Origin of the sequence: Streptomyces natalensis ATCC 27448 (assembly GCF_000935125.1) — a bacterium.
Taxonomy (GTDB): Bacteria; Actinomycetota; Actinomycetes; order Streptomycetales; family Streptomycetaceae; genus Streptomyces; species Streptomyces natalensis.
Map to the genome: position 1 here is coordinate 283098 of NZ_JRKI01000061.1, position 13203 is coordinate 296300.

15 protein-coding genes are annotated in these 13203 nt (G+C 74.2%); 6 read left to right on the forward strand and 9 right to left on the reverse strand.

The features are described from left to right. Positions 1-88 precede the first annotated feature (88 nt). On the reverse strand, positions 89-802 hold the full coding sequence (locus tag SNA_RS44875) for a phosphatase PAP2 family protein (RefSeq protein ID WP_044367927.1): 714 nt from the start codon (positions 800-802) through the stop codon (positions 89-91). Beyond that, on the reverse strand, positions 799-1404 hold the full coding sequence (locus tag SNA_RS31985) for a phosphatase PAP2 family protein (protein ID WP_030072207.1): 606 nt from the start codon (positions 1402-1404) through the stop codon (positions 799-801). The genes SNA_RS44875 and SNA_RS31985 overlap by 4 nt, the downstream gene beginning before the upstream one ends. Before the next feature lie 173 nt (positions 1405-1577). On the opposite strand from SNA_RS31985, the gene SNA_RS31990 reads away from it, so the two are divergent. Together SNA_RS31990 and SNA_RS31995 are read left to right on the forward strand one after the other, a co-directional pair. Beyond that, positions 1578-2108: a BlaI/MecI/CopY family transcriptional regulator gene (locus tag SNA_RS31990; protein WP_078970346.1), complete on the forward strand. Its 531-nt coding sequence runs from the start codon at positions 1578-1580 to the stop codon at positions 2106-2108. Then, positions 2105-3052, forward strand: a complete 948-nt coding sequence (locus SNA_RS31995) for a M56 family metallopeptidase (protein WP_198535169.1) — start codon at positions 2105-2107, stop codon at positions 3050-3052. The genes SNA_RS31990 and SNA_RS31995 overlap by 4 nt, the downstream gene beginning before the upstream one ends. A gap of 22 nt (positions 3053-3074) precedes the next feature. On the opposite strand, the gene SNA_RS32000 is transcribed toward SNA_RS31995, so the two are convergent. Both SNA_RS32000 and SNA_RS32005 read right to left on the reverse strand, forming a co-directional pair. After that, entirely contained in the window at positions 3075-4550 is a 1476-nt protein-coding gene (locus SNA_RS32000; RefSeq protein WP_030072202.1) for a HAMP domain-containing sensor histidine kinase, read from the reverse strand. 1 nt (position 4551) lies between these two features. After that, positions 4552-5289 carry a response regulator transcription factor gene (locus SNA_RS32005; RefSeq protein ID WP_030072200.1) on the reverse strand — a complete coding sequence of 246 codons (738 nt, stop codon included), beginning with the start codon at positions 5287-5289 and terminating at the stop codon, positions 4552-4554. Positions 5290-5518: 229 nt separating this feature from the next. Here SNA_RS32005 and SNA_RS32010 point away from each other — a divergent pair, with 229 nt between their 5' ends. The 4 genes from SNA_RS32010 (at position 5519) to SNA_RS32025 (ending at position 8954) form a co-directional block, all read left to right on the forward strand. Beyond that, complete coding sequence (locus SNA_RS32010; RefSeq protein ID WP_044367929.1) at positions 5519-6766, forward strand: glycosyltransferase family 4 protein; 1248 nt, start codon at positions 5519-5521, stop codon at positions 6764-6766. 184 nt (positions 6767-6950) lie between these two features. Further along, positions 6951-7505 (forward strand): GH25 family lysozyme, encoded by a 555-nt coding sequence (locus SNA_RS32015; protein ID WP_030072196.1) that lies wholly within the window; start codon positions 6951-6953, stop codon positions 7503-7505. Positions 7506-7599: 94 nt separating this feature from the next. Continuing rightward, complete coding sequence (gene nadE / locus SNA_RS32020; RefSeq protein ID WP_030072194.1) at positions 7600-8430, forward strand: ammonia-dependent NAD(+) synthetase; 831 nt, start codon at positions 7600-7602, stop codon at positions 8428-8430. Between the two features lie 161 nt (positions 8431-8591). Next, positions 8592-8954 (forward strand): hypothetical protein, encoded by a 363-nt coding sequence (locus tag SNA_RS32025; protein ID WP_044367930.1) that lies wholly within the window; start codon positions 8592-8594, stop codon positions 8952-8954. 45 nt (positions 8955-8999) lie between these two features. On the opposite strand, the gene SNA_RS32030 is transcribed toward SNA_RS32025, so the two are convergent. From SNA_RS32030 to SNA_RS32050, 5 genes are all read right to left on the reverse strand, one after another. Next, the gene (locus SNA_RS32030) at positions 9000-9839 is read right to left on the reverse strand and encodes a cytochrome c biogenesis CcdA family protein (RefSeq protein ID WP_030072190.1); all 840 of its coding nucleotides are present in this window, start codon (positions 9837-9839) and stop codon (positions 9000-9002) included. Continuing rightward, complete coding sequence (locus SNA_RS32035; protein ID WP_030072188.1) at positions 9836-10612, reverse strand: DsbA family protein; 777 nt, start codon at positions 10610-10612, stop codon at positions 9836-9838. The genes SNA_RS32030 and SNA_RS32035 overlap by 4 nt, the downstream gene beginning before the upstream one ends. 327 nt (positions 10613-10939) lie before the next feature. Then, positions 10940-11419 (reverse strand): hypothetical protein, encoded by a 480-nt coding sequence (locus SNA_RS32040; protein ID WP_030073650.1) that lies wholly within the window; start codon positions 11417-11419, stop codon positions 10940-10942. A 140-nt stretch (positions 11420-11559) separates the two neighbouring features. Further along, the gene (locus SNA_RS32045) at positions 11560-12111 is read right to left on the reverse strand and encodes an ATP-binding protein (RefSeq protein ID WP_063753015.1); all 552 of its coding nucleotides are present in this window, start codon (positions 12109-12111) and stop codon (positions 11560-11562) included. A 274-nt stretch (positions 12112-12385) separates the two neighbouring features. Next, positions 12386-13153, reverse strand: coding sequence for an enoyl-CoA hydratase/isomerase family protein (locus tag SNA_RS32050; RefSeq protein ID WP_044367932.1), 768 nt, complete (start codon positions 13151-13153; stop codon positions 12386-12388). Positions 13154-13203: the final 50 nt, after the last annotated feature.

A 13203-nucleotide genomic window follows, 5' to 3' on the forward strand; every position in this document is an offset into this window, starting at 1 on the left:
TGCCGGGTGCCTGACGGCGCCCAGGACAGTGCTGCTCGGCGGGGGGACGGTCCATGCCGGCTTGGCGAAGAACTGGCCCTATCGTCAGCTAGTCATGGCGTGGTGCGTGACGCGTGGCATGCGAGTGGTGGATGTCGCGAGGCGTGCGGCGGGCCGGGGGCCCGAGGAGGGCGGGCTCCGCCAGGAGGGCGAGGGTCAGCACGGTGGCGGCCAGCAGCCAGCCGCCGAGGACGTCGCCGGGCCAGTGGACGCCCAGCAGGACGCGGGTGGTGCCGACGCCGAGGGCCCACAGCGCGAGCACGACGTACCAGGTGCGGGCCGTCGCCGGGCGGGCGCGGCGGGCGATGCCCCAGGCCAGGAGGCCGGCCGCGAGGGCGGAGGTGGTGGCGTGGCCCGAGGGGAAGGCGTAGTCGGAGGCGTGTCCGGCCCAGTCGACGACGGGCGGGCGGGGGCGCGCGAGGAGTTCCATCAGGCCGTAGCGCAGCGACTGGCCCACGGCCAGGACGGCCACCGCGGCGGCCACCGCGCGCAGCCGGCCGGAGACGTCGGATCCGGCCAGCAGACCGGCGAGCACCGCCATGAGGTACGGGACGGGGCCGGTGCCGGTCGCGGTGAGGGCGCGGGCGAGGGAACGCAGCGGTTCACCCTGGTGCGTCCTGGCCCAGTGGTGGGCGGCGAGTTCGGGGGCGAGGGGCGTGCCGTGGCGCAGGGCGACGATGACGGCCGCGGCGGCGAACAGGGCTGCGGTGAGGGCGGCCAGCGCGAGCAGGCGGCCCGGACGGTGCGGCCCCGCGGGGGTCACCGGACTGCCACCAGGGGGCGCAGCCGGGTGGCACGGACCCGTTCGACGGCCGGTGCCGCCCGGTGGGCGAGGCGCATCAGCGCCCAGGCGACCAGCGCTCCGGTCAGCAGACCGGCGACGACGTCGTGCGGGTAGTGGGCGCCGACCCAGACGCGGGAGGCCGCCATCAGGAGGGCGGCGGGGACCGCGATCCGGCCGAGCCGGCTGCCGCACAGGATCAGGGCGACGGCGGCGGCCGCGGCGACGGCGGAGTGGTTGCTGGGGAAGGACCAGTCACCGATGCCGGGGCAGGCTTCGACGGTGACGGTGTGCAGCGTCCGGCAGGGGCGCTGTTCGTCGAAAAGGGACTTGATCACGTCGTTGGCCAGGTAGGCGGCGACCACCACCACCGGGGTGGCCAGCACCAGGGCCATCCGGCGGGCCTCGCCGCGGCGGGCGTGCCACCAGGCGAGCAGCATCAGCACGGCGAAGAGGCCCAGGCCGTAGTCGGTCCCGTAGGAGATGACGGTGTTCCACGCGTGCGGGGCTCGCTGGGCCAGTCCGGTGATCCAGGTGTACAGCCCGCCGTCTATCGAGGCTCCGCCCAGGGCGAGGTCGTGCATGGGGATTCTCCTTGGCGGCGGAGGGCGGAACGGGCGCGCACCGGGCAGCGGTCACGGGACCGGGTGCGGGTGGATTCACGGGAGCGGCTCATGCGGCCGGACCGAGCGACTACAGTCACGTAGACGGTATCGGTCTACGAAACTGTAGACGACGACAGGGTGAAGGGCGTTCCATGCCGGAGACACCTCACACACCACAGGCCCCCGGGTCACCACCCGCGCCCCGGCGCCCCGCCGGCGAGCTGGAGGCCGGTGTACTGGCCGCGCTGTGGGCGGCCGCGGGTCCGCTGAGCCCCGCCGAGGTGCAGGGCGCACTGGGCGGGCGGCTGGCCCGTACGACCGTCACGACGATCCTCACCCGGCTGCACGGCAAGGGGGCAGTGACGCGCACCCGGGCGGGGCGGGGCTATGCGTACTCGCCGATACAGGACTCGGCCGGGCTGACCGCGCGCCGGATGCGCAGCGAACTGGACAAGCAGGACGACCGGGGTACCGCGCTGGCCCGTTTCGTCTCGCAGCTGACCAGCGAGGACGAGCGGCTGCTGCGCTCCTTGCTGGACGAGGTGGACGGGCTGGGGGCACCTCCCAGCGTTAGCTGGGGGAGGGAGAGCGGCTCCGGGGCCGCCGCGGACGGCGGGGACGGGGCCGCCGCGGACGGCGGGGACGGGGCCGCCGCGGACGGCGGGGACGGGGCCGCCCCGTGATGGTCGCCGTCTGGATCCCGCTGCTGATGCCGCTGCTCGCCGTACCGGCCGCCCGGCGGCTCGCGGCCTGGCTGCCGCCGCGCGCCGCCGCCTGGCTGCTGGCCGGCTGTGCCGCCGCGCTGGCCGCCTGTGCGACCGCGGCGCTGGGGGTGCTGGCCGCCGCCGGGGCGCTGCGGCTGCCCGCCGTCGCCGCGCTCGGGCATCTGGTGCTGCCGCTGCCCGGCACCGATCCGGACGTGACCGTCCCGGTGGGCTGCGCCGCGGGCGCCCTGCTGGCCGGGTGCGCGCTCGTGGCCGGCCGCCGCGCGCTGGCCCACCGCGCCGATCTGCGCACCGCCCGCCGCGCCGTCGCGGCCCATGCCGCGGCCGGTGATCTGTGCGTCCTGCCCGATGCCGGGCCCGACGCCTTCGCGCTGCCGGGCCGGCCGGGCCGGCCGGGCCGGATCGTGGTGACCGCGGGGATGCTGCGCGCCCTGGCCCCGGCCGAACGCGAGGCGCTCTTCGCGCACGAGCGGGCCCATCTGGCCGGGCGCCACCACCTCTTCCTGCTCACCGCCACGCTGGCCGCGGCCTGCCACCCGCTGCTGCGCGGGCTGCGCGCGCCCCTGGCGTACGCGCTGGAGCGCTGGGCCGACGAATGTGCCGCCGCCGAGGTGGGCGACCGGGCCCTGACGGCCCGCGCCATCGGACGCGCGGCCCTGGCCTCCCGCCCCGGGGCCCACCGTCCCGGCGTCGCCCTCGCCGCCACCGCCGGACCGGTCCCCCGCCGGGTCGCCGCGCTGCTCACCCCCGGGCGGCCGCCGGCCCGTCCGCGGCGGGCCGGCCGCCGCCTGGTCGGTGCGGCACTGCTGTGCTGTGTGGCGTTCTCGGCGGCGGCCGCACTGGACGCCGCGGCCGATCTGCATCAGTCGGTGGAGGCCGCGCAGGCGCAGAAGCGCTGGTGAGCGGGGTCGCTGGTGAGCGGGGTCAGCGGGCCCCGGCCGGATCGTGGCCCGGCCCGCGGCCCACGGTGAAGCCGAGCACCGCACCGCCCCCGGCCCGATGGGCGGCGAAGGCGTGGCCCCCGTGGGCGGCGGCGATTTCGCGGACGATGGCCAGGCCCAGGCCCGAGCCCGGCAGTCCGCGGGCCGCCGGGGCGCGGTAGAAACGGTCGAAGACCCGGGTGAGGTCGGAGGCGGCGAGGCCGGGGCCGCGGTCCAGGACCTCGATGCGGGTGCCGGTGACATGGACCTCGATGGGTTCGGTGCCGCCGGCGTCGAATTTGGCGGCGTTCTCCAGGAGGTTGGTCAGGGCGCGGTGGAGGGCGTCAGGGCGGCCCTCGACCTCGGCGGGCCGGACGGTGTGGACGGTGATGTCGCGGCCGGTTCGGCGGCGGGCGGAGGCGGCGGCCTTCTCGGCGACGTCGGCCAGGCGCACATCGGCGAGCGGATCGTCGTCCCGGCGGCCGGCCGCGAGCCCGACCAGCTCGTTGACCAGGTCGGACAGTTCGCGGGCCTCGCCCGCCAGGTCGGCCAGGAGTTCCTCGCGGGCCTCGGGCGGCAGGTCCTCGAACCGCCGCAGCAGTGAGATGTTGGTACGCAGCGAGGTCAGCGGGGTGCGCAGTTCGTGGCCCGCGTCCTGGACGAGCCGCTGCTGGTCCTCGACGGAGCTGGCCAGCCGCCCGAGCATGTCGTCGAAGGCCCGCCCCAGCCGGGCGACCTCGTCGCGGCCCGCCACCGGGACCGGGACGTCCAGGCGCCCGTCCTCGGCCACGCTCTCGGCGACGGAGGTGAGCCGGACCAGCCGGCCGGTGATCCGGCGGGCCAGCCACCAGCCGGCCGCCCCGGAGCAGGCGATCACCACGGCGGCAAGCAGGGCGGTGCGCTGCTGGAGCTCGGCGAGCAGGTCCTCGGTCCCGCTGAACTTCTGCGCGACCTGCACCGCGCCACGCCCGCCGCCGAGCGCGACGGTCGCCACGTGGTACTCGTCGTCGCCCACGGTCGCCTCCCGCTCGGCGTACCGTCCGGCCCCGCCGTATCCGGCGATCGTGCGCTCCGCGGAGCCGACGGGCAGCACCGGATGGCCCGGGTCCACGATGCGGCCGTCGGCGCCCAGCACCTGGACGCCGACGCGGGTGGGACGGGTGAGTTCGTCGCGCGGTCCGTCGTGGTCGGGGTCGGCGGTCAGGTAGTCGCGGGGCCCGAACGGCCGCTCCTGGACCTGGGTCCGCAGATCCCCCACGACCCCGGAGAACACCGACTTCTCGTCCACCCGCACCAGCCGGGCCGCGGCGTCGTAGCTCAGGAAGCCGACCAGGACGGTCACCGCGGCGGCCCCGGCTGCGAAGGCGAGCGCGAAGGTGGTGCGCAGACTGGCCGGTTTACGGGTGCGCAGCCAGGCGCGCAGCCGGGCCACCAGGCGGCGCACACCGGCGGCGGTCCGGCGGCCGCCGGACCCGGGCATCTCAGTCCTCCCTGAGGACGTAGCCGACGCCCCGCACGGTGTGGATCAGCGGGCGGCTGCCGGGCACATCGACCTTGCGGCGCAGATAGCCGACGTAGACCGCGAGGTTCTTGGAGCCGGGGCCGAAGTCGTAGCCCCAGATGCGGTCGTAGATCGTGGAGTGATCCAGCACGATTCCGGCATTGCGGGCAAGGAGCTCCAGCAGTTCGAACTCGGTACGGGTCAGCTCCAGCTCGCGGTCGCCGCGCCAGGCCCGCCGTGAGGGGCCGTCGATCCGCAGGTCCGCCGCTTCGACGACGCCGGCGTCCGCGGTCGCGTCCTGCTGCCCCTCACCGTCCCGGTCGCCCTCCGCACCGCCGTCGCCGGCCACCGGGGCGGTGCGGCGCAGCAGCGCCCGCAGCCGGGCGAAGACCTCCTCGACCTCGAAGGGCTTGACGACATAGTCGTCCGCGCCGGCGTCCAGACCGGCGATCCGGTCGGCGGTCTCCACGCGGGCGGTGAGCATCAGGACCGGGGTGCGGTCCGCCTCGGCGCGCAGCACCTGGCAGACCTGGAGACCGTCGATGCCCGGCATCATCACGTCCAGCAGGATCACATCCGGCCGCTCGCGGTGGGCGGCGGCCAGCGCCTGGATGCCGTCGGCGACGGCGATGACGCGGTAGCCCTCCAGGGTCAGCGCCCGCTCCAGCGCGGTGCGGATGGGGCGGTCGTCCTCGGCGAGCAGTACCAAATGGGTCACCCGGCAAGCATGCCAAGGTCACGGCGGGGCGACGGAGGGCGGGCAGCCGGGAGGCGGCTTTCTTACCGGGCTCTCACCCGGGGTTCTTACCGGGCTCTCACCGCCACCACTCCGGACTCTCACCATGAGCACGCCGCCGGCTTACCCCTTGCGGGAACCGTGGGCCCGGTGCCGGACCGCCCGGCAACGGCGATGGCCCCGCCGGAAAAGGGCCATGGGAAGACTCCGGATGAAGATCACCCTGCTGCTGCACAACGCGTACGCCATCGGCGGCACCGTCCGCACGACCTTCAACCTCGCCGCGGCCCTCGCCGCGCACCACGAGGTGGAGATCGTCTCGATGATGCGGCACCGCGAGGTCCCACGGTTCACCCTGGACCCGCGGGTGCGCCTGGTGCCCCTGGTGGACACCCGGGTCGGCAGCGACGACATGGCCGATCCGCTCTTCGCCGAACCGGCCCGCGACTTTCCCGCCGCGGAGAAGCGGCACCATCAGTACAGCCGGCTGATCGACGTCCGGGTCGCGGAGTTCCTGCGCACGACCGATGCCGAGGTGCTGATCGGGACGCGGCCGGGGATCAATGTCTATCTCGCCCGCTTCGGGCCGCGCCGGGCCCTGCGGATCGCCCAGGAGCATCTGCGCCACGATGCGCACGCCAAGCGGCTGCGGGCCGAGCTCGCCCGCCACTACCGGCACCTGGACGCCCTGGTCACCACCACCGAGGCGGATGCCGCGGTCTACCGCAGGCGGATGCCGCTGCCGGGCGTCCGCGTGCTGGCCGTGCCCAACATCGTGCCCGCACCCGACCGGACGCCCTCCGACGGCGATGCGCCGCTGATCGCCGCGGCCGGCCGGCTGGTCCGCGGCAAACGCTTCGACCTGCTGATAGAGGCGTTCTCCGCGGTCGCCGCCAAGCACCCCGAGTGGCGGCTGCGGATCCACGGCGGCGGCGCCGAGCGGGAGGCGCTCCAGGGGCTGATCGACGGGCTCGGGCTCACCGGGCGGGCCGAGCTGACCGGGCCGGTCTCGCCGATAGAGGCGGAGTTCGCCAAGGCGTCGATCGTGGCGTCGGCCTCGGACGCCGAGTCGTTCGGGATGACCCTCGTCGAGGCGATGCGCTGCGGCGTACCGGTCGTCAGCACCGACTGCCCGCTGGGCCCGGCCGAGATCATCGACAGCGGCCACGACGGGCTGCTGGTGCCGCCCGGTGACGGTCGGGCGCTGGCCGGCGGGCTGCTGGAGCTGATCGAGGATCCCGCGCGGCGCCGGCAGATGGCGGCGGCCGCGCTGGAGAGCGCCCGCCGCTACGACCCCGAGCCGATCGCCGACCGCTACCGCGACCTCTTCGCACAGCTGCGGGGCACCCGGCACAGCCGGGCGCTGCGGCGTGCACTGGGCGGCGCCCGGCGGCGTCTGGGCGGGCTGGTGCGGGGCGGGCTGCGGCGGCTGAAGCGTACGGTCGGCGCGGCGGGCTGAGCGGCCGCACCGGCCCGCCGCCGGGCCATCGCTCCGTCGCCGCAGGGAACTTCGGTGCCGCAATCTGGCGTCCCGGACCGTAAAGGTGCTGAACTGCTGGAACCTGTCCGGCAGTTCGGCAGTTGATGCCCATGACGCCGGGATGGCGGTTCACACGGCAGGTCCGATCGGCAGGAGGCCGCGCATGCTGCATGGTGTCGATGTCAGTTCGTACAACTCCTCGTTTTCCACCAAGGGGCTGGACTTCGTCTTCGTGAAGGCCACCGAGGGCCGCTCCTACATCAATCCGAACCAGTCGGCGCAGGCGGCGAGGGCCCGTGAGGCGGGCTGTGTGGTCGGCTTCTACCACTTCCTGTGGCCGGGGAACATCACCGCGCAGGCCGAGTACTTCGTCGAGAAGTGCGCCTCGGTGCACGGCGACCTCCTGGCCGCCGACTGGGAGAGCACCGGCGCGGGGACGCATGCGAGCAATGCGCAGAAGGACCAGTTTCTGCGGGAGGTCAAGAGGCTGCGGCCCACACATCGCGTGATGCTCTACTGCAACCGCGATTTCTGGCTCCACCACGACACCACGTCCTATGCCGCGGACGGACTGTGGATCGCCGACTACGTCACCGCCGGCCATCCGCGGATCAAGGCGAAGTGGCGGATCCACCAGTACACCGACAGCCCCCTGGACAAGGACGTCGCCGCCTTCGGGAGCAGGGCCGAGCTCAAGAAATGGGCGCACCCGGCATAATTCCTCCGGCATGGTTCCGTACGGCGTCGTACGGCATGCGTACGACCGGCACCACGCGCGCCACCGGCGCACGTACGAGACCCAAGGAGCAGCCGTGAGTGACCCGGCGGCCAAGGCCCTTCAGGAGGAGATCGCCCGGGATCTCCAGGTGAGCGCGTCCTTCGAGGCGGAGCGGGAGATCGAGCGCCGGGTGAGTTTCCTCACGCAGCGGCTGACGTCCACGGGGCTGCGGTCGCTGGTCCTGGGCATCAGCGGGGGGATCGACTCGACGACCACGGGCCGGCTGTGCCAGCTCGCCGTGGAGCGGGCCCGGGCCGCCGGCCACGAGGCGACGTTCTTCGCGATGCGGCTGCCCTACGGCGTCCAGGCGGACGAGAAGGACGCCCAGCGGGCGCTGGAGTTCATCCGCGCCGACAAGGAGCTGACCGTCGACATCCGGCCGGCGAGCGATGCGGCGCTGGCGGCGGCGGTGGACTCCGGTGTGGTCTTCCGTGATGCCCGTCACCAGGACTTCGTGCAGGGCAACATCAAGGCCCGGCAGCGCATGATCGCGCAGTATGCGGTCGCCGGTGCCCATGACGGCCTGGTCGTGGGCACCGACCACGCGGCCGAGGCGGTCTCCGGCTTCTTCACCAAGTTCGGCGACGGCGCGGCCGATGTCGTCCCGCTCACCGGTCTGACCAAGCGCCGGGTGCGCGCCGTGGGGCAGGCCCTGGGCGCCCCGGCGGAGCTGGTGTGGAAGGTCCCGACGGCCGATCTGGAGACGCTGGATCCGGGCAAGCCCGACGAGGACGCGCTCGGCGTGAGCTACGACCAGATCGACGACTTCCTGGAGGGGCAGCCGGTCGACGAGCGCGCCTTCGAGGCGATCGTGCGCCGCTACCGCCTGACCGCCCACAAGCGGGAACTGCCGATCGCCCCCTGAGGCGCCGGGGCCCCTCGGACATAACCGTCATCGCCCGTCCAGGCTACGGTCACCGCTGCGGTGCCGGGCCGTGGGCCCGGACGGGCATGCATACGGTCATGGGAAGCCGTGAAGTGCGATCTCAAGATCAACTGTCAGTGGGGGCACCTACGCTCCAAGGCATGGGTTACGCAGAGCTGCGCGAACTCCAGACCGCGCTGACCACCGCCTCCGACCTCGCCTCCACTCTCCAGCAGGCCCCGACCCGGCACGACGCCGCCCGGCTCGTCGACGTCCTGCGGCGCGCCCTGAGCGTCGCCGACGCGCTGGGCGCCGAAACGGGCCCGACCGGCTGCGCCGAGCATCCGCACGGCGCCGTCGACCCCCTGTACGGCGACCGGGAGGATCCGCTTCCGCCGGGTTACGGCAAATGCCTGCTGTGCAACGACCGCCGGCGCCGGGCCGACGCCCACCACCCGCATCCGCATCTGCGCCCGCGCCGCCCGCATCTGAAGCTGCACGGGCGGCCGCGGCAGACGGCGTAGGGCGGCGGCCCGGCCGTCCGCCGGCCGGGCCGCCCCTCGGCAGGGCTATTCCTTGCCGCCGTCCGCCTTCTTGCCCGGCCGCAGGGCGATCCGGCCCAGTACGGCTGCCACGACCAGCGCGGCCACCGCGATCAGAACGGCGTCGGGTACGCCGTTGCCGATCTTCGCCGCCCACTCCTCCAGGCCGAATTCGTCGTCCGCGTCGAGGATGCCGGGCAGCGAACTGGTCCCCCGGAAGCGCAGGAAGAGGACGCCGATGCCGAGGAAGAAGGCACCGGACAGCAGGGATGTGGTGTGCAGCCGCAGCCTGCCGAGGGTGATCTCGCGGCCGCGCAGCCAGGTGCGGGTGCCCAGGCGGAAGCGGTCCCACAGCAGCGCCAGCACGAACAGCGGCAGGGCCATGCCCAGCGCGTAGACGGCGAGCATCGCGGCGCCGTACAGCGGCGAGCCGCTGACCGCCGTCACCGTCAGCACCGCGCCCAGGATCGGGCCCGCGCAGAAGCCCGCGAGGCCGTAGACGCAGCCGAGCAGAAAGGTGGAGACGGCCGAGCGCGGGGTGATCCTGGCCGCGGCGGCCTGGGCGCGCCGGGAGGCGAAGCCCAGGCCCAGGATCTGGGCGAGGCCCATGGCGATGACGGCCCAGCCCCCGAGGGTGATCAGCAGATCGCGGTGGCCGTTGAAGAGCCGGCTGACCGCGGTGCTGGCCGCGCCGAGCGGGACCAGCGTGGTGGCCAGCCCCAGATAGAAGACCCCGGTACGGGCCAGCAGCCGGCCGGGGTGGGCCAGCGAATAGGCGAAGAAGGCCGGCAGCAACAGCGCGCTGCACGGGCTGAGCAGGGCGAGCGCGCCGCCCAGGAACGCCGCGAGGAATCCGATGTCGGTCATTCGGCGGCCGCCTTGTGGGCCCGTGCCGCGGCGTCCTTGACCGCCTGCGCGAAGACGTCGGTGGGCTGGGCGCCCGACACCGGCCGCCCGTTGATCAGGAACGACGGGGTGGACTGCACGCCTATCTGGTAGCCCTCGTCCTGGTCGCGCTTCAGGGCGCGCTTGGCGGCCGCACTGCTCATGTCCGTACGGAACTTCTCCAGGTCCGGCACGCCGCTCTGCCGCGCCAGGTCCACCAGCTTGCCCTCGGCCAGCGCATCGCCCTTGCGGGTCGTGGCGTACAGCGCATCGTGCAGCTGCCAGAACCTGCCCTGACGGCCCGCGGCCCAGGAGGCGCGGGCGGCGCGCTCGGAGGCATCGCCGAAGAGGGTGAAGTTGCGGAACTCGATGCGCAGGGTGCCCGCGTCCACGAACTTCTTGATCAGCTCGGGCTGGGTCTCGCGGGCGAAGCGGCCGCAGAACGAGCACTGGTAGTCGGCGTATTCGACCAGGACCACCGGGGCGTCCTTCCTGCCGACGGCCAGCGGATCGCCGGCCTCGCGACGGCTGGCGCGCCGGGCCAGGTCGTCGAACGCCTTCTGCTGCGCCGGGTCCTCCTCGGTGTGCACCGAGGCCGCCGCCTCGGGCTCGCCGGTGCGGTCGCCGCTCTCGACGGCCTTGCCGACCGCGACGGCGACCGCGAGGACGGCCACGACCAGGGCGATGACCGCGCCGACGGCGGCCAGTTTGCGGGCGGGGGTGACGGCTGATGCGGGCGGTGCGGACTTGGGCATGCGAAAGCTCCAGTGGTGCGTACGGGTGCCCACGCCTGCGCAGGGAGGCGTGCGGCGGGGATCTGAGGCCGGGTGCGCCGGCCGGCGACGCGGCAGAAGAGCCCAGGGCCCTTCTGGTGGATCTCCGTGGGAGAAGGAGCGGCGTCCGGTGCGTGCTCTGGGGGTCCCCCCGGCCGAAGGCTGGGGGAGTGCCGCGCGGAAGTCCTCGATGGGGGTGTCCCCGCGCGAGCGGAGCCGAGCGTGGGGGAGGCGCTACTTGGGCTTTCGTGCGGTGCGGCGAGAGGGCGTGCCGGACGGCGCGACGCCGCGGAGATCCGTCAGAAGGGCCTAAATCCGCAGTACGGGCAGGAGCGCGGTGGGGTCGGTGGTGCGGACGGCGCCGGTCGGCGGGCGGGCGAGGGCCCACTGGGCGGCGGGGTCGGTACAGAGCGGGGCGGGGCCCGTGGTGGCGGGGGCCAGGGGTTCGGCGCGGTGCGGCGAGGGCAGCGGGGCGGATTCGTCGGACGCCGGGGCGTGGCCCTTCGAGCAGCGCTTTCCCCCGGCGTCGGCGACCGCGGGGGTCGCAGCGGCCGGGCGGTGGACGGACGGCGCCGACGGCCCGGACGCACCGGATGCCGCGGTTGCGGCGGTTGCGGCGGACGGGGCGGTGGCCGCGGACGGGGCGGACGCCGTCGCCGGGCGGGCCGCCGGTCCTGCCTGGTCGCCGCCGATCCGGCACAGCATCGGGCCGAAGGCGACCGCCAGGAGGAGCAGCAGGAGCATCGCCGGCGACCGGCGCAGCCGGTGCGCGGATAGCTGCCCGGACATGTCCCTCCTCCGGCGTTCCTGGCGCGAGCGTGAACGTCCCATCCTACGGACCGCCGGCCGCCCGCCGCCTCGCCCGGGGCCCCGGGGTCCGTCCGACGGGCCGGCGTGGGCCCATCCATCGGACAGACCCTGGCCCCGTATCAGCGGTCACCGACCCGCATCTCGAACCAGGTCGTCTTGCCGCGCGGCAGCAGATCGACGCCCCAGCGGTCGGAGAGCTTGTCGACGAGGAAGAGGCCACGGCCGCTGGTGTCCAGCTCGTGCACCGGCATCAGACAGGGCAGCCCGCGGGACGGGTCACGCACCTCGATACGGATCCAGCCACGGCGGCGCAGCATCCGCAGTCCGAAGGAGCGGGCGCCGGTGTGGCGTACGGCGTTGCCGACCAGTTCCGAGACGAGCAGGACGGCGTGCTCGGCGAGCTGCGGGGTCAGGGACCACTGTTTGAGCAGGGCGCAGCCGGTCAGCCGGCGGGCGATCCGGGCGGACTGGGGGCGCGAGGGCAGCCGTACCTCGTCCAGGGTGGGGTCGCCGACGAGATCGAGCCCGGACAGCGGGCGGGCCGGTCCGGTCGCCTGCCTCGGCACCGCCGTGTCCGCGTCCCCGTCCGGGGTCCCCCAGCCCGCGGCGGCCGGGTCGCTTTCCGGCCGCGGCTGCTCCATACCTTCGAGGCCCGCCATGTCTCCCATCATGGCCGCTACTTGGCGGTCGGGGTGGAGGAACCAACGGAATCCCATGACCGGAATCGTCGATTCCTCCACCCGGCGCGACATATGCCAACGGCAGCCGGGCCGCCGCCACCTACGGGCTGACCTGCGTCAACGCGCCGCGGCTGAACGGCCGTCGGGCGAAGCGGTCCGGCCGTGGACAAGGTGCCCTTAAGTCCGGATTAAGTTTTCCGCAATTCGCCCACACGAGGCATCGGGTCCCGGCCAGGCACCATGCGCCCCGTCAGCCCCGGCCGTTTCAGCGGAAGGTGGCCTTGCCCGGCCCCTCCTCGACAAAGCTGCGCATTCCGGTCTCCCGGTCCTCGGTGGCGAAGAGGCCCGCGAACCAGTTGCGTTCGATGGCCAGACCGGTGTCGATATCCGTCTCCAGGCCCGCGTCGACGGACTCCTTGGCGGCCCGCAGCGCCATCGCCGGCCCCGCCGCGAGCCGGGCCGCCCAGGCGTGCGCCTGCTCGTAGACCTCGGCGGCCGGCACCACCCGGTCGACCAGCCCGAGGGCCAGCGCCTCATCGGCCTTCACATGGCGCCCGGTGAAGATCAGGTCCTTGGCCTTGGACGGGCCCACCAGGCGGGCCAGCCGCTGGGTGCCGCCGGCGCCCGGGATCAGGCCGAGCAGGATCTCGGGCTGGCCGAGCTTGGCGTTGTCGGCCGCGATCCGGAAGTCGGCGCACAGCGCCAGCTCGCAGCCGCCGCCCAGCGCATAGCCGTTGACCGCGGCGACCACCGGCTTGGGGATGCGGGCGACGGCGGTGAACGCATCCTGAAGGTGCTTGGAGCGGGCGACCATGGCCGGGTGGTCCATGGCCTGCATCTCCTTGATGTCCGCACCGGCCGCGAACACCTTCTCGCCGCCCCAGATCACCACGGCGCGCACATCGTCGCGGCCGGCGGCCTCCGCGGCCAGTTCGCGGAGCCGGTCCTGGGTGGCGATGTCCAGCGCGTTCATCGGCGGGCGGTCCAGGCGGATGGTGCCGACGCGGTCGGCGACCTCGAGGTTCACAGTCATGGGGGAAGGTTAGTCGCCGTTAACGGCGCGGCGCCCGGTGCACCGGGGCA

Bases quoted from the DNA above. Each gene is read 5' to 3' on its own strand.
- SNA_RS31985 (WP_030072207.1), bottom strand. From the start codon at position 1,404: ATGCACGACCTCGCCCTGGGCGGAGCCTCGATAGACGGCGGGCTGTAC.
- SNA_RS31990 (WP_078970346.1), top strand. From the start codon at position 1,578: ATGCCGGAGACACCTCACACACCACAGGCCCCCGGGTCACCACCCGCG.
- SNA_RS32000 (WP_030072202.1), bottom strand. From the start codon at position 4,550: ATGCCCGGGTCCGGCGGCCGCCGGACCGCCGCCGGTGTGCGCCGCCTG.
- SNA_RS32010 (WP_044367929.1), top strand. From the start codon at position 5,519: ATGAAGATCACCCTGCTGCTGCACAACGCGTACGCCATCGGCGGCACC.
- SNA_RS32015 (WP_030072196.1), top strand. From the start codon at position 6,951: ATGCTGCATGGTGTCGATGTCAGTTCGTACAACTCCTCGTTTTCCACC.
- SNA_RS32025 (WP_044367930.1), top strand. From the start codon at position 8,592: ATGGGTTACGCAGAGCTGCGCGAACTCCAGACCGCGCTGACCACCGCC.
- SNA_RS32030 (WP_030072190.1), bottom strand. From the start codon at position 9,839: ATGACCGACATCGGATTCCTCGCGGCGTTCCTGGGCGGCGCGCTCGCC.
- SNA_RS32035 (WP_030072188.1), bottom strand. From the start codon at position 10,612: ATGCCCAAGTCCGCACCGCCCGCATCAGCCGTCACCCCCGCCCGCAAA.
- SNA_RS32040 (WP_030073650.1), bottom strand. From the start codon at position 11,419: ATGTCCGGGCAGCTATCCGCGCACCGGCTGCGCCGGTCGCCGGCGATG.
- SNA_RS32045 (WP_063753015.1), bottom strand. From the start codon at position 12,111: ATGATGGGAGACATGGCGGGCCTCGAAGGTATGGAGCAGCCGCGGCCG.
- SNA_RS32050 (WP_044367932.1), bottom strand. From the start codon at position 13,153: ATGACTGTGAACCTCGAGGTCGCCGACCGCGTCGGCACCATCCGCCTG.